This is a genomic window from Candidatus Burkholderia verschuerenii (genome assembly GCF_001189365.1).
Lineage (GTDB): Bacteria > Pseudomonadota > Gammaproteobacteria > Burkholderiales > Burkholderiaceae > Caballeronia > Caballeronia verschuerenii.
On the sequence record NZ_LFJJ01000085.1, the window covers coordinates 1 to 20,926 of the forward strand.

Annotated in this window: 16 protein-coding genes, 1 tRNA gene and 3 pseudogenes; 18 read left to right on the top strand and 2 right to left on the bottom strand. The window is 62.0% G+C overall.

Annotated features, from left to right (window positions below):
• Positions 1-307: 307 nt before the first annotated feature.
• Together BVER_RS15535 and aroC are read left to right on the top strand one after the other, a co-directional pair.
• Positions 308-2,242 carry an MFS transporter gene (locus BVER_RS15535; protein WP_050454088.1) on the top strand — a complete coding sequence of 645 codons (1,935 nt, stop codon included), beginning with the start codon at positions 308-310 and terminating at the stop codon, positions 2,240-2,242.
• Between the two features lie 63 nt (positions 2,243-2,305).
• Positions 2,306-3,412, top strand: coding sequence for a chorismate synthase (gene aroC / locus BVER_RS15540; RefSeq protein WP_050454089.1), 1,107 nt, complete (start codon positions 2,306-2,308; stop codon positions 3,410-3,412).
• Between the two features lie 71 nt (positions 3,413-3,483).
• Here aroC and BVER_RS15545 read toward each other — a convergent pair whose 3' ends face one another.
• Positions 3,484-5,157, bottom strand: a complete 1,674-nt coding sequence (locus BVER_RS15545; RefSeq protein WP_050454090.1) for an electron transfer flavoprotein-ubiquinone oxidoreductase — start codon at positions 5,155-5,157, stop codon at positions 3,484-3,486.
• A gap of 211 nt (positions 5,158-5,368) precedes the next feature.
• Here BVER_RS15545 and BVER_RS15550 point away from each other — a divergent pair, with 211 nt between their 5' ends.
• Positions 5,369-6,142 (top strand): SDR family oxidoreductase, encoded by a 774-nt coding sequence (locus BVER_RS15550; protein ID WP_050454091.1) that lies wholly within the window; start codon positions 5,369-5,371, stop codon positions 6,140-6,142.
• Between the two features lie 16 nt (positions 6,143-6,158).
• Positions 6,159-6,557: pseudogene (locus BVER_RS30205) on the top strand (acyl-CoA thioesterase); the annotation flags it as partial.
• On the opposite strand, the pseudogene BVER_RS15555 reads toward BVER_RS30205, so the two are convergent.
• A pseudogene (locus tag BVER_RS15555) lies at positions 6,542-6,980 on the bottom strand (PAS domain-containing protein); the annotation flags it as partial. The pseudogenes BVER_RS30205 and BVER_RS15555 overlap by 16 nt on opposite strands.
• 227 nt (positions 6,981-7,207) lie before the next feature.
• On the opposite strand from BVER_RS15555, the gene BVER_RS15560 reads away from it, so the two are divergent.
• The 14 genes and pseudogenes from BVER_RS15560 (at position 7,208) to BVER_RS15625 (ending at position 20,755) form a co-directional block, all read left to right on the top strand.
• Positions 7,208-7,912 carry a CoA transferase subunit A gene (locus BVER_RS15560; RefSeq protein ID WP_050454092.1) on the top strand — a complete coding sequence of 235 codons (705 nt, stop codon included), beginning with the start codon at positions 7,208-7,210 and terminating at the stop codon, positions 7,910-7,912.
• Positions 7,913-7,914: 2 nt separating this feature from the next.
• Positions 7,915-8,556: a CoA transferase subunit B gene (locus BVER_RS15565; RefSeq protein WP_050454093.1), complete on the top strand. Its 642-nt coding sequence runs from the start codon at positions 7,915-7,917 to the stop codon at positions 8,554-8,556.
• Between the two features lie 148 nt (positions 8,557-8,704).
• Entirely contained in the window at positions 8,705-9,625 is a 921-nt protein-coding gene (locus BVER_RS15570; RefSeq protein ID WP_050454094.1) for an alpha/beta fold hydrolase, read from the top strand.
• A gap of 63 nt (positions 9,626-9,688) precedes the next feature.
• Positions 9,689-10,049, top strand: a pseudogene (locus BVER_RS15575) (RidA family protein).
• Positions 10,050-10,062: 13 nt separating this feature from the next.
• Positions 10,063-12,291, top strand: coding sequence for a RelA/SpoT family protein (locus tag BVER_RS15580; RefSeq protein ID WP_050454102.1), 2,229 nt, complete (start codon positions 10,063-10,065; stop codon positions 12,289-12,291).
• Positions 12,292-12,393: 102 nt separating this feature from the next.
• Positions 12,394-12,470 (top strand) — tRNA-Val (locus BVER_RS15585).
• Between the two features lie 296 nt (positions 12,471-12,766).
• Positions 12,767-14,674, top strand: coding sequence for a threonine--tRNA ligase (gene thrS, locus BVER_RS15590; RefSeq protein WP_050454095.1), 1,908 nt, complete (start codon positions 12,767-12,769; stop codon positions 14,672-14,674).
• Between the two features lie 47 nt (positions 14,675-14,721).
• On the top strand, positions 14,722-15,249 hold the full coding sequence (gene infC, locus BVER_RS15595; RefSeq protein ID WP_075644636.1) for a translation initiation factor IF-3: 528 nt from the start codon (positions 14,722-14,724) through the stop codon (positions 15,247-15,249).
• A gap of 239 nt (positions 15,250-15,488) precedes the next feature.
• Positions 15,489-15,686 carry a 50S ribosomal protein L35 gene (rpmI, locus tag BVER_RS15600; RefSeq protein ID WP_004191477.1) on the top strand — a complete coding sequence of 66 codons (198 nt, stop codon included), beginning with the start codon at positions 15,489-15,491 and terminating at the stop codon, positions 15,684-15,686.
• A 28-nt stretch (positions 15,687-15,714) separates the two neighbouring features.
• Complete coding sequence (gene rplT / locus BVER_RS15605; protein ID WP_050454097.1) at positions 15,715-16,074, top strand: 50S ribosomal protein L20; 360 nt, start codon at positions 15,715-15,717, stop codon at positions 16,072-16,074.
• 202 nt (positions 16,075-16,276) lie between these two features.
• Positions 16,277-17,290, top strand: a complete 1,014-nt coding sequence (pheS, locus tag BVER_RS15610; protein WP_050454098.1) for a phenylalanine--tRNA ligase subunit alpha — start codon at positions 16,277-16,279, stop codon at positions 17,288-17,290.
• Between the two features lie 83 nt (positions 17,291-17,373).
• Positions 17,374-19,806: a phenylalanine--tRNA ligase subunit beta gene (pheT, locus tag BVER_RS15615; protein WP_050454099.1), complete on the top strand. Its 2,433-nt coding sequence runs from the start codon at positions 17,374-17,376 to the stop codon at positions 19,804-19,806.
• A gap of 62 nt (positions 19,807-19,868) precedes the next feature.
• The gene (locus BVER_RS15620; protein WP_050454100.1) at positions 19,869-20,279 is read left to right on the top strand and encodes an integration host factor subunit alpha; all 411 of its coding nucleotides are present in this window, start codon (positions 19,869-19,871) and stop codon (positions 20,277-20,279) included.
• A gap of 98 nt (positions 20,280-20,377) precedes the next feature.
• Positions 20,378-20,755 (top strand): MerR family transcriptional regulator, encoded by a 378-nt coding sequence (locus tag BVER_RS15625; RefSeq protein ID WP_050454101.1) that lies wholly within the window; start codon positions 20,378-20,380, stop codon positions 20,753-20,755.
• Positions 20,756-20,926 lie beyond the last annotated feature (171 nt).

A 20,926-nucleotide genomic window follows, 5' to 3' on the forward strand; every position in this document is an offset into this window, starting at 1 on the left:
TTCCGTTCGCTGGGCCTGCCGTCGGTCGGTCCAGCGCCGATCAACTGATCCGAACCGCCGTGTACGGACCCGTACGCACGGTGGTGTGGGAGGGGTCGGGCCGCGAGGCCTGCCCCTATCCCGATCGTCTGCTGCGCTTAGTCAATGTGTTTCGTCAATGTGTCTCGTCGATGTGGGAATGTGTGACTGCCCGGACGCCGCATCCGTCCGATTCCCTTACCATTGCGCTTCGGAAGGCCGACGGCGCGTCACGAGGCGCGAAGTCGAGGCGGCCTCCGCCGACTCAACTACACAACGACAATCATGAGTGACAAACCGCTGCGCGCCGACTCGCGCCGCCCGACGCGGCCATGCCGAAGGGGAAGGCCAGTTCGGCCTGCTCGGCGAGCGCCGCTTCGCGCCGTTCTTCTGGACGCAATTCCTCGGCGCGATGAACGACAACGTATTCAAGGTCGGCTTCACGTCGCTGGTGACGTTTCAGGCCGCGCGCTTTTCCGGCGTCGATCCGGGCACGGCCGCGTTTCTGATTTCCGCGATCTTTATCGTGCCGTTCGTATTGCTGTCGGCGACATCCGGACAAATCGCCGACAAGTACGACAAGGCCGTGCTCGCGCGCCTGGTCAAGACGTTCGAGATCGTCGTGATGCTGATCGGCGGCGCGGGATTTCTGCTGCACAGCGCGCCCTTGCTGTACGCGTGCACCTTTCTGATGGGCGTGCATTCCACCGTGTTCGGCCCCGTGAAATACGCGTATTTGCCGCAGCATCTCGATTCGAGCGAACTCGTCGGCGGCAACGGCCTGGTCGAGATGGGCACGTTCGTGGCGATTCTGATCGGCACGATCATCGGTGGCGCGGCGGCGGGATCGTCCGATTTCGGCGCGATGATGCTGGCGGGCGCCTGTCTCGTGTTCGCGCTGATCGGGCGCGTGGCGTCGAGCTTTATTCCGAAGTCGGAAGCGTCGCAGCCGGATTTGCGCATCAACTGGAATCCGATTTCGGAGACCTGGCGCAATCTCAAGCTCGCGAAGGCCGATCGCACCGTGTTTCTGAGCCTGCTCGGGATTTCGTGGCTGTGGTTCGTCGGCGCGACCTTTCTCACTTCGTTCTTCAATTTCGCGAAGGACGTGCTGTCCGCCAATCCCGATGTCGTGACGATTCTGCTCGCGACGTTTTCCATCGGCATCGGCACGGGCTCGTTGTTGTGCGAGCGGCTGTCGAAAAAGCGCGTCGAGATCGGGCTGGTGCCGCTTGGGTCCATCGGCATCAGCGTGTTCGCGATCGATCTGTTTTTCGCGAGTCATCGCATCGCGCCGGCGGGACATCTGCTCGGCGTCAGCGAATTTCTGCTGGCCTTGCCGCACTGGCGCATCCTCGCCGATCTGTTCCTGCTCGCGATGTTCGGCGGCTTCTACAGCGTGCCGCTTTACGCGCTGATTCAGGCGCGCAGCCAGCCGACGCATCGCGCGCGGATCATCGCGGCGAACAATATCCTCAACTCGTTTTTCATGATCGTGTCGTCGCTGCTGGCGCTCGCGCTCACGTCGATGGGCGTCGGCATTCCCGGCCTGTTCCTGACGACGGCGCTGCTCAACGTGGTCGTGGCGATCTACATCTATTCGCTGGTGCCGGAGTTTCTGCTGCGCTTCATGGCGTGGATTCTGGTGTACACGTTTTATCGCATCCGTCTTGTCGATGCCGAGCGCATTCCGGCGCACGGCGCGGCGGTGCTGGTGTGCAATCACGTCAGTTTCGTCGATGCCGTCGTGATCATGGCGGAAAGCCCGCGCCCGATTCGCTTCGTGATGGATCACCGCATTTTCCGCACGCCGGTCATCGGCTGGATGTTCCGCCATGTGAAGGCGATTCCGATCGCGCCCGCGCACGAAAACGCCGATCTCCTGGAAAGCGCCTACCTGAAGTGCGCGCAGGCGCTGGACGAGGGCGATCTCGTCTGCATTTTTCCCGAAGGCAAACTGACGCGCACGGGCGATATCAACCCGTTCAAACACGGCATTTCGGAGATTTTGCGGCGACATCCCGCGCCGGTCGTGCCGATGGCGCTGCGCGGTCTATGGGGCAGCGTGTTTTCGCGCGACGAAGATGCGCAGTGGCCGCGTCCGATCCATCGCGGCGCGATGACGCGTCTGACGCTGGTGGTCGGCGAGCCGATCGCGCCGGAAGACGCGACGCCGCAGCATCTGCAGGACGTCGTCACGGCACTGCGCGGCGCGCGGCGCTGAATCTCGGGGAAGGCCGCTGGCATAATAGCGGTTTCCCCGACACATTTTTTCAGGTCGACGCTCATGTCCGGCAATACCCTTGGCACGCTGTTTACCGTCACGAATTTCGGCGAGTCGCATGGTCCGGCCATCGGCTGCGTCATCGACGGCTGTCCGCCGGGCATGGCGCTCACTGAAGCCGATATCCAGATCGAACTCGATCGCCGCCGTCCGGGCACCTCGCGTCACGTCACGCAGCGTCAGGAGGCGGATCAGGTCGAGATTCTCTCCGGCGTGTTCGAAGGCGTGACGACCGGCACGCCCATCGCGCTCCTGATCCGCAATACCGATCAGCGCAGCAAGGACTACGGCAATATCGCGCAGAGTTTTCGTCCCGGTCACGCCGATTACACCTACTGGCAGAAATACGGCGTGCGCGATTATCGCGGCGGCGGGCGTTCGTCGGCGCGTCTGACGGCGCCGACCGTCGCGGCGGGCGCGGTCGCAAAGAAATGGCTGCGCGAAAAGTTCGGTCTGGAGACGCGTGGCTGCATGAGCGCGCTCGGCGAGATTCCGATTCCCTTCGTCGACTGGAAGCACGTGCCGGACAATCCGTTCTTCTCGCCGAACGCGGAGATCGTGCCGCAACTCGAAGAGTATATGGACGGCCTGCGCCGTGACGGCGATTCGGTCGGCGCGCGCATCGAAGTGGTCGCGACGGGAGTGCCGGTCGGTCTGGGCGAGCCGCTTTACGATCGACTGGACGCCGATATCGCCCACGCGATGATTGGCCTCAACGCGGTGAAGGCGGTCGAAATCGGCGCGGGCTTCGCAAGCGTCGGGCAGCGCGGCTCGCAACACGGCGACGAGATGTCGCCCGAGGGCTTCGCCACCAACAACGCGGGCGGGATTCTCGGCGGCATTTCGAGCGGGCAGGACATCACCGTGTCGATCGCGATCAAGCCGACGTCGAGTATCCGCACGCCGCGTCAGTCGATCGACCGCGACGGCGCGCCCGCGACCGTCGAAACCTTCGGGCGTCATGATCCGTGCGTGGGCATCCGCGCGACGCCGATCGCGGAAGCGCTGCTTGCGCTGGTGCTGATGGATCACGCGTTGCGGCATCGCGCGCAATGCGGTGATGTCATCGTCGGCACGCCGAAGATCGCGGCGCAATCGCCGACGAAGTAAGGCCGTCGAGAGACAAAAAAAGGGCGCTGGTGTCGAAACCAGCGCCCTTTGTCATTGCAGCGTCGAACGCGTTACATGTTCGGATAGTTCGGGCCGCCGCCGCCTTCCGGCGTGACCCAGACGATGTTCTGCGTCGGGTCCTTGATGTCGCAGGTCTTGCAGTGGACGCAGTTCTGCGCGTTGATCTGCAAGCGCTCGTTGCCGTCGTCGCCCTTGACGAACTCGTACACGGCAGCGGGGCAGTAACGGCCTTCCGGTCCGGCATAGGTGCGGAAATTCACGTTCACCGGCACGCTCGGATCTTTCAGCGTCAGATGCGCGGGCTGGTTTTCCTCGTGATTCGTGTTCGAGATGAACACCGACGAGAGGCGGTCGAACGTGAGCTTGCCATCGGGCTTCGGATAGACGATCGGTTTGCTCTGCGACGCCGGCTTTAGCATTTCATGATCCCAATGCTGATGATGCAGCGTCCACGGCACATTGCCGTTCATCAGCTTTTGCTCCAGCCCGACCATGAAGGTGCCGAGGTAGAGGCCCTTGCTCATCCACTGCTTGAAATTGCGCGCGCGGTAGAGTTCGGTCTTGAGCCACGAATTCTCGAAGGATTCCGGGTACGCGGTGAGTTCGTCGTTCTGACGGCCCGCCTGCACGGCATCGAAGGTGGCTTCGGCGGCCATCTTGCCGGACTTGATCGCCGCGTGACTGCCCTTGATCCGCGATGCATTCAGGAAGCCCGCGTCATCGCCCGCGAGCGCGCCGCCGGGGAAGCTGAGCTTCGGCAGCGACATCAGGCCGCCCGCCGTGATGGCGCGCGCACCGTAGGAAATGCGCTTGCCGCCTTCGAGGAACGGGCGGATGGACGGATGCGTCTTGTAGCGCTGGAATTCCTCGAACGGCGACAGATACGGATTCGAATACCCCAGACCGACCACGAAGCCGACCACCACCTGATTGTTGTCCATGTGGTAGAGGAACGAGCCGCCGTAAGTGTCGGGCTCGAGCGGCCAGCCGGCGGTGTGGATGACGAGGCCGGGCTTGTGCTTGACCGGATCGATTTCCCACAATTCCTTGATGCCGATGCCGTACACCTGCGGATCGGACTTCTGGTTCAGCTTGAATTTATCCATGAGCTGACGGCCGAGATGCCCGCGCGCGCCTTCGCAGAACAGCGTGTACTTCGCGTGCAGTTCCATGCCGAGCTGGAAGTTTTCGGTCGGCTGGCCGTCCTTGCCGACGCCCATATTGCCCGTGACGACGCCTTTCACCGAGCCGTCTTCGCCGTAGAGAATTTCGGCGGCCGGAAAGCCCGGGAAAATTTCGACGCCCAGCGTTTCGGCCTGCTGGCCGAGCCAGCGCGTGACATTCGCGAGGCTGATGACGTAATTGCCGTGGTTCTTGAAGTTGTCCGGCAGCAGCCAGTTCGGGACCTGCGTTGCGCCCGACTGCGACAGGAACAGGAAACGGTCTTCGGTCACTTCGACATCCAGCGGCGCGCCTTTTTCCTTCCAGTCGGGAATCAGTTCCGACAGGCCGCGCGGGTCCATGACCGCGCCCGACAGGATGTGCGCACCGATTTCGGAGCCTTTTTCCAGCACGCAGACGCCGATTTCGACGCCTTTTTCTTCCGCCAGCTGCTTCAGCCGGATGGCCGCGGACAAGCCGGCGGGGCCGCCGCCGACGATCACGACGTCGTATTCCATCGATTCGCGGGGACCGTATTGCTCGATGAGGCTCGCCGGGGTCATCAATGCTCCTATCTACCGTTTAGAATGGCTTGCTTGGGGATCGCGTATTGTCAGGGAACGAAAGGCAAGCCGCAACCGACCCCACCCATCGAGGCACGATCGTACTATTCTATGCTGCGTCGCGATATTCGTTTGACGCTCTAAAAAGTGCCGCCGCGACGTCCCCACGCGTCCGGCTAGGCTTGAGCCAACCATAGAACAAGGAAGCACAATGGGCCGTTCGATCAACCTGGAAGGCAAGGTTGCGCTGATTACCGGCGCATCCAGTGGACTTGGCAAGCGTTTCGCGCAGGTGCTGTCGCAGGCCGGCGCCAAGGTGGTGCTGGCAAGCCGCCGCACCGAGCGTCTGAAGGAGCTGCGCGCCGAAATCGAGGCATCGGGCGGCGCGGCGCATGTCGTGTCGCCCGACGTGACCGACTACCAGAGCGTGAAATCGGCGGTGGCGCACGCGGAGACGGAAGCCGGCACCATCGATATCCTCGTCAACAACTCGGGCGTGTCGACCACGCAGAAGCTGACCGAAGTCACGCCCGCCGATTTCGAATACGTGTTCGGCACGAACGTGCGCGGCGCGTTCTTCGTCGCGCAGGAAGTCGCCAAGCGCATGATGATGCGCAACCAGAGCGCGAGCAAGCCGCCGCACCGGATCATCAATATCGCCTCGGTGGCGGGGCTGCGCGTGTTTCCGCAGATCGGCCTCTACGCGATGAGCAAGGCCTCGGTCGTGCAGATGACCAAGGCGATGGCGCTCGAATGGGGCCGTCATGGCATCAACGTGAACGCGATCTGCCCGGGTTACATCGACACCGAACTCAATCATCATCACTGGAAGACGGAGCAGGGGCAGAAGCTCGTGTCGATGCTGCCGCGCCGGCGCGTTGGCAAGCCGGGCGATCTCGACGGCCTGCTGCTGCTGCTCGCGGCGGACGAATCGCAGTTCATGAACGGCGCGGTCATCTCCGCCGACGATGGTTTCTCGCTCTGAGCTTTTCAATCATTCAATGACTCACGACGCAGCGTTTCATCCCGTATTCGATCTGACCATGCCGATCCGCTGGGGCGACATGGACGCGTTCGGGCACGTCAACAACACCGTGTACTTCCGCTACATGGAGCAGGTGCGGATCTCGTGGTTCGAGCAGATCGGCATCGCGGGCGGCAATGGCGAAGGCCAGGGCCCGGTGATCGTCAATGCATCGATGGAGTTTCTCCGGCAACTGCACTATCCGGGCGATATCGTCGGCCGAATGGCGGTCGGGCAGCCAGGACGCAGCAGCTTCGAGACGCGCTTCGAGCTCTATCGCGCGGACGATCCCGGCACGCTCTACGCGCGCGGCGCGGCCAAGGTCGTGTGGATCGACTACGCGGCGGGCAAGTCGGCGGCGCTGCCCGATCTGCTTGCTGGTCTTGCCCATGACGAGTTGCGCGGCGATTTCCCGCTCGCGCGGCGTCAGTTCGATGGCCACGCGCCGCGTCGCGCTCAGGTCCTCGAAGGTCCAGACGCCCGCCGCGTGCGGCACGTCGCGATCCAGCGCGCGGCCGGTCACGTGGCACCAGAACAGTTCGCCGTTGCTGCGTTTCATGATGCGGTCGTCGCTGTAGGTGCCTTGCGTGCTGATATGCGCGGCAATGCGCTCGCCGATGCGCGCGAATTCGTCCGGCGACGGATAGAGCACCTGAAACGACTTGCCGATCAGCGCCTCGCGATCGAAGCCGAAGATCGCGCACAGCTGCTCGTTGCAATCCTCGATGATGCGATCGCGCGACAGCACCAGCCCGACGGGCGCGAGATGAAACGCGGTTTGATAATCCAATGCACGCATGTGAAAGAGGGCGGCCGGTGTCCATGCGATAGCTGGAAGCCTGACAGGGAACCTAAGCGCGCGGGCAAAGACTTATGTATTTTTGCGTATTGTGCCGGATCAGCCGCGCATCGTAATCTTTTCGCCACATCAGCGGGGTCGTCGTCAGCATACGAATAACCCGGACGGCCGATGCAACCGGTTTTCTCTCGTCGGTTTCACGTATCAATCATGGAAGGGACACACAGATGAACAAGGTCTATCCCAGCGCGAAAGCGGCGCTCGAGGACATCGTCAAGGACGGTCAGACGTTCGCGGTCGGTGGCTTCGGGCTGTGCGGCATTCCGGAAGCGCTCATCGCCGCATTGCGCGATTCGGGCGTGAAGGGCATTACCTGCATCAGCAATAACGCGGGCGTCGACGGCTTCGGTCTCGGCCTGCTGCTGGAAACGCGTCAGGTGAAGAAGATGATCTCGTCGTATGTCGGCGAGAACAAGGAATTCGAGCGGCAATATCTGGCCGGCGAACTCGAACTCGAATTCACGCCGCAAGGCACGCTCGCGGAAAAGCTGCGCGCGGGCGGCGCCGGCATTCCGGCGTTCTTCACGAACACGGGCTTCGGCACGGTGATCGCGGAAGGCAAGGAAACGCGCCAGTTCGGCGAGAACCACTACGTGCTGGAAGAATCGCTGACGGCGGACGTGGGTCTCGTCAAGGCATGGAAGGCCGACAAGTCGGGCAACCTGATCTTCCGCCGCACGGCGCGCAACTTCAACCCGATGTGCGCGATGGCCGGCAAGATCACCGTGGCGGAAGTCGAGGAAATCGTCGAAGTCGGCGAACTCGATCCCGATCATATCCATACGCCCGGCATCTTCGTGCAGCGTCTGGTCCTGAATGCGCACCCGGAAAAGCGCATCGAACAACGTATCGTCCGCGCGAAAGGAGCGTAATCATGGCTTGGAATCGTGACCAGATGGCCGCGCGCGCGGCGAAGGAATTGCAGGACGGCTTCTACGTGAACCTCGGCATCGGCTTGCCGACGCTCGTCGCCAATCACGTGCCAGAAGGCATGGAAGTGTGGCTGCAGTCGGAGAACGGGCTGCTGGGCATCGGCCCGTCGCCGTACGACGACGAAGTGGACGCCGATCTCATCAACGCAGGCAAGCAGACGGTGACGACGCTGCCGGGTTCGTCGATCTTTTCGTCGGCGGATTCGTTCGCGATGATCCGCGGCGGCCACATCAATCTGGCGATCCTCGGCGCCATGCAGATCAGCAAGACGGGCGACCTCGCCAACTGGATGATCCCCGGCAAGATGATCAAGGGCATGGGCGGCGCGATGGACCTGGTCGCCGGCGTGAAGAAGGTCGTCGTGCTGATGGAACACGTCGCCAAGGGCGATCAGCACAAGATTCTCGACGCGTGCTCGCTGCCGCTGACCGGCGTGGGCGTGGTGGATCGCATCATCACCGATCTGGGCGTGATCGACGTCACCGAAAACGGCCTGAAGCTGGTCGAACTGGCGGACGGCGTGAGCGTCGAGGAAATCCAGCAGAAGACCGGCGCGCCGCTCGATGTCACGAGCGTGAAGTAAAGCGCTGGCGTGCCGGATCGAACGGGCGAGGCTCCTTGGGGCTTCGCCCGTTTTGCTTTGTGGGGGTCGTCCGTTCGGCCAACCGTCGTTCGTGCGGTCGTCGGGCGTTCTACAATCGAGCCAGTTCCCGCTAACCAGGAAAAGAGACATGACCGCATCCATCGTCGTCGAAGCATCGCATGCCGACCTGAGCGAGCCGCGTCAGCGCTTCGTGCAGTGCGCGAGTCCGGCCGGGCTGCATCGCATGGCCTACACGGAGTGGGGCGATCCGGCGAATCCGCGCGTGCTGTTGTGCGTGCACGGCCTGACGCGCTCGGGCCGCGATTTCGACAAGCTCGCCCGCGCGTTCGCCAGCGAGTATCGCGTCGTGTGTCCCGATGTGGTCGGGCGCGGCCTGTCCGACTGGCTTGCCGATTCGCGCTATTACGGCATCCCGCAGTACGTCGCCGATATGGTCACGCTGATCGCGCGTCTGAACGTCGAGACGGTCGACTGGTTCGGCACATCGATGGGCGGACTGATCGGCATGTCGCTCGGCGGGCTGCCGAACACGCCGATCCGCAAGATGCTGCTCAACGATGTCGGGCCGCATATCGAACCGGTGGCGCTGGCGCGCATCGGCGAGTATCTGGGCAAGCAGGCGCGCTTCGCGTCGCTCGACGAAGGCGTGCGGCATGCTGCGGCGCTGGCGGCGGCGTTCGGGCCGTTGACGGACGAGGAATGGACGAGCATCAACGCGCCGCTGCTGGTCGAGCGCGACGGCGCATGGACTTTCCGCTACGACCCGGGTATCGCGACGCCCTTCAAGTCCGCGACCCACGAGCAGAACGCCGCGGGCGAGGCGTTTCTATGGCATTCGCTCGCGTCGATCAGGACGCCGGTGCTGGTCGTGTGCGGCGAGACGTCCGATCTGCTGTCGCGCGAAACGGTCGCGCAAATGATCGAGAAAGGGCAGGCGGTGACGAGCGCCGAAGCGGCCGGCGCGGGGCACGCGCCCGCGTTCGTGTCGGCGGAGCAGATCGCGCTCGCGCGGGGCTTCTTTCTCGGAAAAGACGCAGGCGCGGCATAATATCGGGTTGAGCGCCCGGGGGTTCGTCCCGATATTGCAACCAACACGAGGTCAGGAACACATATGGCAGTCATCCGTCATCACGTCGGTCCGCGTCTTTCCGAAATCGCGATTCACAACGGCACGATCTATCTCGCGGGCCAGATCGCCGAAGACACCGATCAAGGACATCACCGGCCAGACGCGCGAAGTGCTCGGTCATATCGATCGTCTGCTGGGCGAAGCGAACAGCGACAAGTTGCATCTGCTGTCGGTGCAGATCTACGTGTCCGACATGGTGCATTTCGCCGGCATGAACGCCGTGTGGGACGCATGGGTTGCCGAAGGCAACACGTCGCCGCGCGCGACGGTCGAGTCGAAGCTCGCGAATCCCGCGTGCCTCGTCGAGATCGTGGTGGTCGCCGAGCGCCATATCCGAACGTAGTGGTATGACGAGCATGACCGAGTCCGACGTCCTCAACGAAACGTACCCCGAGCCGTCCATCGAAGACGCGCTCGCATTCGTGCGCGAGCACGCGAAGGACGCGCGCGTGTCCACGGGCGAACTGCTCGCGGATCACGCGGCGGGCACCGCGCGCATCATGCAGACGCTCAATGTCGATGCACACGCGGTCGCCGCCGGCGCGCTGTTCGTGCTCGCGCCGCATCTCGACGATCCCGACAAGGTGATCGCCGAGCGTTTCGGGCCGGAAGTGCAGAAGCTCGTCGGCGACGTGCGCAAGCTGTTGCGGCTCGGCTCGGTCAGTTCGCGCGCGACGCTCGCCGACGTCTCCGACAACACGCGCGATGCGCAGGCCGCGCGGCGCGCCCAGGTCGAGGCGCTGCGCAAGATGGTGCTGGCGTTCGCGCAGGACATTCGCGTCGTGCTGATACGGCTCGCGTCGCGGTTGCAGACGCTGCGCTATCACGCGGCGACCAAGACCGATCCCGCGCCGGAAGTGTCGCGCGAAACCTTCGAGATTTACGCGCCGCTCGCCAACCGGCTCGGCATCTGGCAACTGAAGTGGGAACTCGAGGATCTGTCGTTCCGCTTCGAGGATCCGGTCACGTACAAGCGCATCGCCAAGCTGCTCGACGAGAAGCGCGTGGAGGGCGAATCGTATGTGCTCGAGGCCATCGCGCGGCTGGAAAAGGAACTCGAGACCGCGCATATCAAGGCCGAAGTCAGCGGCCGGCCGAAGCACATCTACAGCATCGTGAAGAAGATGCGCGGCAAGCATCTCGATTTCTCCGAAGTGAACGATGTGCGGGCGTTTCGCGTGATCGTCGGCGACATCAAGGATTGCTACACGGTGCTGGGCATCGTGCATAACCTGTGGCAGCCGGTGCCGCGCGAGTTCGACGATTACATCTCGCGGCCCAAGCCGAACGGCTACAAGTCGCTGCATACGGTGGTCGTCGGTGACGACGGACGCGCGTTTGAAGTGCAGATCCGTACGCACGAGATGCATCAGTTCGCCGAGTACGGCGTGGCCGCGCACTGGCGCTACAAGGAAGCCGGCGTGCGCGGTTACGCGGGCGCGGTGACGTCGAGCGACAAGTACGACGAGAAGATCGCCTGGCTGCGTCAGTTGCTCGCGTGGAAAGACGACGTCGAAGGCGAAGGCGAGCAGCCGGGCTGGCAGCATTTGCGCGACGCCACGCTCGAGGACGATCATATCTACGTGCTGACGCCGCAGGCGCGCGTGATCGCGCTGCCGCAGGGTTCGACGGCGGTCGATTTCGCGTACTACCTGCACAGCGAGCTCGGTCATCGCTGCCGGGGGGCGCGCGTCGACGGCTCGATGGTGCCGCTCAATACGTCGCTGCAGAACGGGCAGACCATCGAGATCATCGCGGTGAAGGAAGGCGGGCCATCGCGCGACTGGCTCAATCCGAACCTCGGCTATCTGCTGAGCCCGCGCGCGCGGCAGAAGGTGCGCGCGTATTTCAATACGTCGGATGCGGCGGAAAGCATCGCGGCGGGGCGCGCCGTCGTCGAAAAGACCTTGCAGCGCGAGGGCAAGACCTCGGTCAATCTGGAAACGCTCGCGACCAAGCTCGGCTTCAAGGCGCCGGAGGACTTGTACGCGTCGGTCGCGAAGGAAGAGTTCAGCCTGCGCAATATCGAGCAGGCGCTGAGCGATGCGCCGCCGCCCGAGCCCGAAGCGGAAGTCCCCGAGCAGTTCGAAAAGCGCAGCAGCGGGCAGAGCGTCGCGCACGGGGCGTCGACGGGCGTGCTGGTCGTGGGCGTCGATGCGCTGCTCACGCAACTCGCCCGATGCTGCCGTCCCGCGCCGCCCGATCCGATCGCCGGATTCGTGACGCGCGGCAAGGGCATGTCGATTCATCGCTGCGATTGCGTCACTTTCAAGCGCATGGCGCAGCGCTCGCCGGAGCGCGTGCTGCACACGACCTGGTCCGCCGACGTAATGGGCGGGCGCGGGTCGTCGGTGTATCCGGTGGATTTGCAGGTGGAGTCGGCGGATCGGCAGGGCTTGCTTCGCGATATCACCGAAGTCTTCGCGCGCGAGAAGATCAACGTGATCGGCGTGAAGACGCAAAGCCGCCGCAATGTCGCGTATATGCAGTTCACTGTGGAAGTGTCGAGTTCCGCGCAAATCCAGCGGGCCTGCACGCTGCTGGGCGAAGTGCAGGGCGTGGTGCGCGCCGTGCGGCGCGCGTGACGCTTTCTGCCGTTGCCCGAAAGAATCGACGAATAATTTTGAATATTGCGCAGACAAACGCTTGCCAGAATTCGAAATACTCCATATAATCTCATTCCTTTCAGGCTCGTAGCTCAACTGGTTAGAGCACCACCTTGACATGGTGGGGGTCGTTGGTTCGAGTCCAATCGAGCCTACCAACGAAAAGCGAAATTTCAGTCTCGGCTGGAATTTCAAACCGCAAAATGCGCTTGGCGCAAAGGCGAAAATAATGGCACCGCGAACGTTGACCGAAACAGTTTCGGAGCGACGCTAGTCGAGGACCTTATCCGCCTTCTGCCAAAATGTTTCGCGGTATGTAAAAGTGAATGCGGCCCCTCGGTAGTGGGGCCGCATTTTTTTTGTCCCTCGATTTTCGTACGTCGAGTCATGCGATTGTCGCGGGACATGGTTTAGTCGAATTCGCCCGGCGTGAGCCGGCGTCCTGGAGAACGAAATGGTTTCGGTACGTTTGCCTGATGGGTCGGTCCGTCAATACGACCACCCGGTGACCGTCGCGGAAGTCGCGGCATCGATCGGCGCGGGCCTCGCGAAGGCGGCGCTCGCCGGCAAGCTCAACGGCGAACTCGTCGACACCTCGTATCTGATCGACGCGGATTCGTCGCTCGCCATCGTCACGGACAAAGACCCCGAAGGCGTCGATGTCGTGCGCCACTCGACCGCGCACTTGCTGGCCTACGCGGTGAAGGACCTGTTCCCCGAGGCGCAGGTGACCATCGGGCCGGTCATCGACAACGGCTTCTATTACGACTTCTCGTATAGCCGTCCCTTTACGCCCGAAGATCTCGAAAAGATCGAAAAGCGCATGCAGGAACTGGCGAAGAAGGACGAAGCGGTGTCGCGTCGCGTCGTTTCGCGCGACGAGGCGGTCGAGTATTTCAAGAGCATCGGCGAGGCGTACAAGGCCGAGATCATCCAGTCGATTCCGGAAAGCGACGAGATTCGTCTCTACGGTCATGGCAACTTTATCGACCTGTGCCGCGGCCCGCACGTGCCGTCCACCGGCAAGCTGAAAGTCTTCAAGCTGATGAAGGTCGCGGGCGCGTACTGGCGCGGCGACTCGAAAAACGAACAGCTTCAGCGCATCTACGGCACTGCCTGGACCAAGAAGGAAGATCAGGATCAGTACCTGCACATGCTGGAAGAAGCCGAGAAGCGTGATCACCGCAAGCTCGGCAAGCAGCTCGACCTGTTCCACTTGCAGGACGAAGCGCCGGGCATGGTGTTCTGGCATCCGAAGGGCTGGTCGCTGTGGCAGCAGGTCGAGCAGTACATGCGCCGTCGCGTGAACGAGGCCGGCTATCTCGAAATCAAGACCCCGCAGGTCATGGACCGCTCGCTGTGGGAAGCGTCGGGTCACTGGCAGAACTATCGTGAAAACATGTTCACGACTGAATCGGAGAAGCGCGACTACGCGATCAAGCCGATGAACTGCCCCGGCCACGTGCAGGTGTTCAATCACGGCCTGCGTTCGTACCGCGATCTGCCGCTGCGTTACGCGGAGTTCGGTGCGTGCCATCGCAACGAGCCGTCGGGCGCGCTGCATGGGCTGATGCGCGTGCGCGGTTTCGTGCAGGACGATGCGCACATCTTCTGTACCGAAGACCAGTTCATCGCGGAATCGATCGCGTTCAATACGCTGGCGATGAGCGTGTACAAGGATTTCGGGTTCGATCACATCGACATCAAGCTGTCGCTGCGTCCGGAACAGCGTGCGGGCACCGATGAAACCTGGGATCGCGCGGAGCAGGGTTTGCGTGAAGCGCTGACCGCCTGTGGCCTAAAGTGGGAAGAACTCGCGGGCGAAGGCGCGTTCTACGGTCCGAAGATCGAGTACCACATCAAGGACGCGCTCGGCCGCTCGTGGCAATGCGGTACGCTGCAGCTCGACATGGTGCTGCCGGAGCGTCTCGGCGCGGAATATGTCGCGGAAGACAACAGCCGCCGCCGTTCGGTCATGCTTCACCGCGCGATCGTCGGTTCGATGGAGCGTTTCCTCGGCATTCTGATCGAGCACCATGCCGGTGCAATGCCGCCGTGGCTGGCCCCAATTCAGGCTGTTGTGCTGAATATTGCCGAAAGTCAGGCGGATTATGCGGCGAATCTTGCCCAATCGTTGCAAAAACAAGGGCTTAGAGTGGAGTCCGATTTGCGCAACGAGAAGATTAGCTATAAAATACGCGAGCACACGCTGCAAAAGGTCCCCTATTTGCTGGTCGTAGGCGACAAGGAGCGTGAAGCGAATACCGTAGCCGTGCGTGCTCGTGGCGGTGTCGATCTCGGCGTCATGCCGGTCGACGCATTCCTCGAACGTCTGCAGCAGGAAGTGCGGGCGTTCAAGTAAGTCACTCGCAGCGCGGCTTGTTTTTTCATTTTTAGAGGAAACGTAACATCGCTACTGATAAGTCGTCACATCGCATCAACGGTGAAATTACCGCGCCTGAGGTGCGCTTGGTCGGAGTGGACAACGAGCCGCTCGGAATCGTGAAACTGGCCGAGGCTTTCCGTCAATCGGAACAGCTCGATGTGGATCTCGTCGAAATCGCGCCGCAGGCATCGCCGCCTGTTTGCCGTTTGATGGATTACGGCAAGTTCAAGTACTCGGAAGCGAAGAAGCAGCACGAGGCGAAGCTCAAGCAGAAGATCGTGCAGGTGAAGGAAGTCAAATTCCGCCCTGGCACGGATGACGGTGACTACAACGTCAAACTGCGTAACCTCACGCGCTTCCTCGAAGACGGCGACAAGACGAAAATCACGTTGCGTTTCCGCGGTCGCGAAATGGCGCACCAGGAAATCGGCATGCGCATGCTGGAGCGTCTGAAAACCGATCTGGACGAATTCGGTCAGGTCGAGCAGATGCCGAAGATGGAAGGGCGCCAGATGATCATGGTGCTCGCGCCGAAGAAGAAGGGTAAGTAATTCAGCAGGTTCAGCGGTAAGACAATGGATCGCGCGCCGTCGCAAGGCGGCTGGCGCGGCATTGTCGAAAGTTTCAGGGCGGCGTCATTTCGGTGACGCCACTCATGAAAAGCGGCGGCTCTTCACCGAGCCGCACGCGAATAAGTGGAGCGTGGGTTTCGAAGGGCGGAAAGCGGTTCTGGCCAGTACGGAAGGATCAACCGCACACCCATGACCATCTAATAAACTGGAGTTGTTTCATGCCGAAGATGAAGACCAAGAAGAGCGCTGCGAAGCGCTTCGTGGTGCGTCCGGGCGGTACCGTCAAGCGCGGTCAAGCGTTCAAGCGCCACATTCTTACCAAGAAAACCACCAAGAACAAACGCCATCTTCGTGGCGCCACGGCCGTTCATGATTCCGATCTGAACTCCGTCCGCGCAATGCTGCCGTTCGCTTAACCTCAACTCAAACTCATAGGAGCGCAACATGCCTCGAGTAAAACGTGGGGTTACCGCACGGGCCCGTCACAAGAAGATCATTCGTCTGGCCAAGGGTTACCGCGGCCGTCGTAATAACGTCTATCGCATCGCCAAGCAGGCGGTCATGCGCGCAGGCCAATACGCCTACCGCGATCGCCGCAACAAGAAGCGTGTGTTTCGCGCACTGTGGATCACGCGTATCAACGCGGCGGTGCGTCAGCACGACATGACCTATAGCGTGTTCATCAACGGCCTGAAGAAGGCTTCGATCGAACTCGACCGTAAGGTTCTGGCTGACATGGCTGTGTTCGACAAGGCTGCTTTTGCTGCGATCGTGAATCAGGTGAAAGCCGCCGTTGCAGCCTAATTGCGAAATTAGTACTGCGTGGTTCGCCTGAGCGTCACCGAGTCGTTGACGGCGGCGCGAAGGCAGAGAACGGGGCTCTCACCGAGCCCCGTTTTTGTTGGTCGGACGGTTTTCCGCATCGCATGCACGTCGCACCAGCGTGAAAGCGTGGATGAGCAAAACCGAACCTCAATTTGAACTTCGACGTTAAAAGATGGGATCAATGGATCTGGACAAGATTGTCGCGGACGCGAAAAGCGCCTTTGAAAACGCCACCGATGCCAACACGCTCGAAAACGAGAAAGCCCGCTTTCTCGGCAAGTCCGGCGCGCTGACCGAGTTGCTGAAGGGCCTGGGCAAACTCGATCCGGAAACGAAGAAGACCGAAGGCGCGCGCATCAATCAGGCGAAGCAGCAGGTGGAAGCCGCGCTGAACGCGCGTCGTCAGGCGCTCGCCGACGAACTGCTGAATCAGCGTCTCGCGTCCGAAGCCATCGATGTCACGCTGCCGGGACGCGGCGCGGGCAAGGGCACGCTGCATCCGGTGATGCAGACGTGGGAACGCGTCGAGCAGATTTTCGGCACGATCGGCTTCGATGTGGCCGATGGTCCCGAGATCGAAACCGACTGGTTCAATTTCAGCGCGCTCAACAGTCCTGAAAATCATCCTGCGCGTTCGATGCAGGACACCTTCTACGTCGACGGCAAGGATGCCGACGGCCGTCCGCTTCTGCTGCGCACGCACACCAGCCCGATGCAAGTGCGCTACGCGCGCATGAACAAGCCGCCGATCAAGGTGATCGTGCCGGGCCGCACGTATCGCGTGGACAGCGACGCGACGCATTCGCCGATGTTCAATCAGGTCGAAGGCCTGTGGATCGAAGAGAACATCAGCTTCGCCGATCTGAAAGGCGTCTATACCGATTTTCTCAAGAAGTTTTTCGAGCGCGACGACATTCTCGTGCGCTTCCGTCCGTCGTATTTCCCGTTCACGGAGCCGTCGGCCGAGATCGACATGATGTTCGAACACGGCAAGAACGCGGGCAAATGGCTGGAGGTTTCCGGCTCGGGTCAGGTGCATCCGACCGTCATCCGCAATATGGGCCTCGACCCGGAGCGCTATATCGGCTTCGCGTTCGGCAGCGGCCTCGAGCGTCTGACGATGCTGCGCTACGGCGTGCAGGACTTGCGTCTGTTCTTCGAAGGCGATCTGCGTTTCCTGCGTCAGTTCGCCTGACGCGCCAACGCCCAAGCCCGCGGTGTCCGGTGCGTACAAGAGCATCGGACAAGAGACTCCAAACATTTCGAACGTAGACACACATGCAATTCCCTGAATCCTGGCTGCGCAGTTTCGTCGATCCCAAGCTCACCACGGACGAACTCGCGCACGCATTGACGATGGCCGGTCTCGAAGTCGAAGACCTGCGTCCGGTCGCGCCGCCCACCAGCAAGATCGTCGTCGGGCAGGTGCTCGAAGTCGCCAAGCATCCGAACGCCGACAAGCTCAACGTCTGTCAGGTCGATGCCGGCACGGGCGAGCAATTGAATATCGTGTGCGGCGCGCCGAATGTCGCGCCGGGCATCAAGGTGCCGGTCGCGCTGATCGGCGCGGAATTGCCGCCGGTCGAAGCGGGCGGCGAGCCGTTCGCGATCAAGCCGACCAAGCTGCGCGGCATCGATAGCCAGGGCATGCTGTGCTCGGCGCGCGAACTGAAGTTGTCCGAAGATCACAGCGGCCTGCTGATTCTTTCCGCCGATGCGAAAGTCGGTCAGGACATCCGCGAAGCGCTCAACCTCGACGACACCGTGTTCGAGATCAAGCTCACGCCGAACAAGGCCGACTGTCTGTCGGTGTTCGGTGTTGCACGCGAGACGGCGGCGATCACTGGCGCACAGTTGAAGCAGCCCGAGACGCTCGCCGTCGACGTGAAGCTCGACGAAAAGCTGCCGGTCAAGATTCTCGCGCCGGATCTGTGCGGCCGCTTCTCCGGTCGCGTGATTCGCGGCGTGAACGCGCACGCGAAGACGCCGCAATGGATGGTCGCGCGCCTCGAACGCGCGGGCCAGCGCAGCATTTCCGCGCTCGTCGATATCTCGAATTACGTGATGCTCGAACTCGGCCGCCCGTCGCACGTGTTCGATCTCGACAAGATCCACGGCGCGATGGAAGTGCGCTGGGGCAAGAAGGGCGAATCGCTCAAGCTGCTGAACGGCAACACCATCGAAATGGATGAAACCGTCGGCGTGATCGCGGACGATCACCATCTCGAAAGTCTTGCGGGCATCATGGGGGGCGACAGCACGGCCGTCACGCTCGACACGACCAATATCTATCTCGAAGCCGCGTTCTGGTGGCCGGATTCGATCCGTGGCCGCGCGCGCAAGTACAACTTTTCGACCGATGCCGCGCATCGCTTCGAGCGCGGCGTCGATTACTCGACGACCGTCGAGCATATCGAGCGCATCTCGCGCCTGATTCTCGATATCTGCGGCGGCCAGGCCGGTCCGGTCGACGACCAGATCGTCAATGTACCGGATCGCAGCCCTGTGTCGATGCGCGTCGCACGCGCGCAGCGCATCATCGGCATCGCGATCGGCGCGGATGAGATCGCGGAGATTTTCACGCGGCTGAATCTCGCCTTCGAGCGCGACGGCGATACCTTCAAGGTCACGCCGCCGCCGTATCGCTTCGATATCGAGATCGAGGAAGATCTGATCGAGGAAGTCGCGCGTATCTACGGCTTCGAGAAGATTCCGGCGCGTCCGCCGGTGGCGCGCAGCGAGATGCGCATCACGAACGAAACGAAGCGTTCGGTTCACGCGCTGCGCCACGCGGTCGCCGCGCGCGATTACTCGGAGACGGTCAACTTCAGTTTCGTCGATGCCGAATGGGAGAAGGACTTCGCCGGCAACGACGTGCCCGTGAAGCTGCTGAACCCGATCGCGAGCCAGCTGTCGGTCATGCGCACGACGCTGTTCGGCAGCCTGATCGAAGTGCTGCGCCACAATCTGAATCGCCGCGCGGATCGCGTGCGCGTGTTCGAAGCGGGGCACGTGTTCCTGCCCGATGCATCGATCAAGGCGGACGAACTCACGGTCGAAGGCTTCGCGCAGCCGAAGATGATCGGCGGCCTGGCTTACGGTCCGGCGCTCGACGAGCAATGGGGCGCGGCATCGCGCCATGTCGACTTCTTCGACGTGAAGGGCGATGTCGAAGCCCTGTTCGCGCCGGTCGCGCCGCGCTTCGTGAAGGCGGAGCATCCGGCGCTGCATCCGGGACGCTCGGCGCGTGTCGAAATCGACGGCCGGGCGGTGGGCTGGATCGGCGAATTGCATCCGCGCTGGTTGCAGAAGTACGACCTGCCGCACGCGCCGATTCTCTTCGAAATCGACGCCGAAGCGCTCATGGCGCGCGCGTTGCCGATGCCGTCCGAGGTCTCGAAATTCCCGCCCGTGCGACGCGATATCGCGATTGTCGTGGATCAAAACGTACCCGTTCAGACGCTCCTGGACGAGCTCGAAAGTGCCCGTTCGGAACCTGCCTGCAAGCACGTCACGAGGGTTGCGTTGTTCGATGAATTTCGTCCAAAATCAAACACTTCCGGTGGTTTGGGAGCGCATGAGAAAAGTCTTGCCTTCCGGGTGACGTTGCAAGATACTAGCGGCACGCTTCAGGACGAAACGGTCGACGCAGCAATCAAAACGCTGGTGGATCGCCTGGCTCGAGTACACGGCGCGCAGTTGCGGGGATAGCCTGCAAGTGACCCTCAGTCCCAACCGCAAGTCGCATTCGTAATACGCGCCGTTTTACCGATATGAACCAAATGAACTCGAGTGATTTCGAAGCCCTTCTTTCGGCGCAACGTAGCGCCATGACCCGAGATACCGCGACTTCGAACGGTGGCGCGTCCGGCGACACGCCGACGCTCACCAAGGCCGAGCTGGCGGAGATGCTGTTCGACCATGTCGGTCTGAACAAGCGCGAAGCCAAGGACATGGTCGAAGCCTTCTTCGAAGTGATCCGCGATGCGCTCGAAAGCGGCGACAGCGTGAAGCTGTCCGGCTTCGGCAACTTCCAGTTGCGCGACAAGCCGCAGCGCCCGGGTCGCAATCCGAAGACTGGCGAAGCCATTCCTATCGCGGCGCGTCGCGTCGTCACGTTTCATGCAAGTCAGAAGCTGAAGGCGCTGGTCGAAATGGGAGCGGAGTCGGGTCTCACCCGCTGACCCGGCCTTTGGCCGCCCGCCGCGCCCGGCCTCGGGCGCATGCGCTGTAAGACCGCCGTGCTTCAATCGACATCAATAACCACGATGGTTGATCGACGATGGAAAAAGTCGTCTTGCCTCCGATCCCGGCCAAACGTTATTTCACGATTGGCGAAGTCAGCGAGCTGTGCGGTGTTAAACCGCATGTGCTGCGCTATTGGGAACAGGAGTTCACGCAGCTGAGGCCCGTCAAGCGGCGAGGCAATCGCCGCTACTATCAGCATCACGAAGTCTTGCTGATCCGGCGCATCAGGGATTTGTTGTACGAGCAGGGTTTCACGATCAACGGCGCGCGCAATCGGCTCGATTCGCAGGGCCGTCCTACGAGCGATGAACCCGAGATGGCCGAAGCGCCCGCCGCCGACAGTCCGTCGTCGGTGGATGTCGATCAATTGCGCAAGGAGATCCTTCAGGTGATTGATCGGCTGGGCAAGTGATTGCCGATCGTCACTCATCGCACAAAAAGGCCGCGACACCCGTCGCGGCCTTTTTGTGCGCCCAGCATGGGCGCACTCTTGCGGGTGCAAGTCGCGCGGCAAGTTGACCACAGCGAGCGAAGTGAAGCGCAACTGCGGAAGGGCGACCGACCGTGGGGAGGAAGCGTGGAG

Coding starts and splice junctions, on each gene's coding strand:
- aroC (WP_050454089.1), top strand. CDS start 2,306: ATGTCCGGCAATACCCTTGGCACGCTGTTTACCGTCACGAATTTCGGC.
- BVER_RS15545 (WP_050454090.1), bottom strand. CDS start 5,157: ATGACCCCGGCGAGCCTCATCGAGCAATACGGTCCCCGCGAATCGATG.
- BVER_RS15550 (WP_050454091.1), top strand. CDS start 5,369: ATGGGCCGTTCGATCAACCTGGAAGGCAAGGTTGCGCTGATTACCGGC.
- BVER_RS15560 (WP_050454092.1), top strand. CDS start 7,208: ATGAACAAGGTCTATCCCAGCGCGAAAGCGGCGCTCGAGGACATCGTC.
- BVER_RS15565 (WP_050454093.1), top strand. CDS start 7,915: ATGGCTTGGAATCGTGACCAGATGGCCGCGCGCGCGGCGAAGGAATTG.
- BVER_RS15570 (WP_050454094.1), top strand. CDS start 8,705: ATGACCGCATCCATCGTCGTCGAAGCATCGCATGCCGACCTGAGCGAG.
- BVER_RS15580 (WP_050454102.1), top strand. CDS start 10,063: ATGACCGAGTCCGACGTCCTCAACGAAACGTACCCCGAGCCGTCCATC.
- thrS (WP_050454095.1), top strand. CDS start 12,767: ATGGTTTCGGTACGTTTGCCTGATGGGTCGGTCCGTCAATACGACCAC.
- rpmI (WP_004191477.1), top strand. CDS start 15,489: ATGCCGAAGATGAAGACCAAGAAGAGCGCTGCGAAGCGCTTCGTGGTG.
- rplT (WP_050454097.1), top strand. CDS start 15,715: ATGCCTCGAGTAAAACGTGGGGTTACCGCACGGGCCCGTCACAAGAAG.
- pheS (WP_050454098.1), top strand. CDS start 16,277: ATGGATCTGGACAAGATTGTCGCGGACGCGAAAAGCGCCTTTGAAAAC.
- pheT (WP_050454099.1), top strand. CDS start 17,374: ATGCAATTCCCTGAATCCTGGCTGCGCAGTTTCGTCGATCCCAAGCTC.
- BVER_RS15620 (WP_050454100.1), top strand. CDS start 19,869: ATGAACCAAATGAACTCGAGTGATTTCGAAGCCCTTCTTTCGGCGCAA.
- BVER_RS15625 (WP_050454101.1), top strand. CDS start 20,378: ATGGAAAAAGTCGTCTTGCCTCCGATCCCGGCCAAACGTTATTTCACG.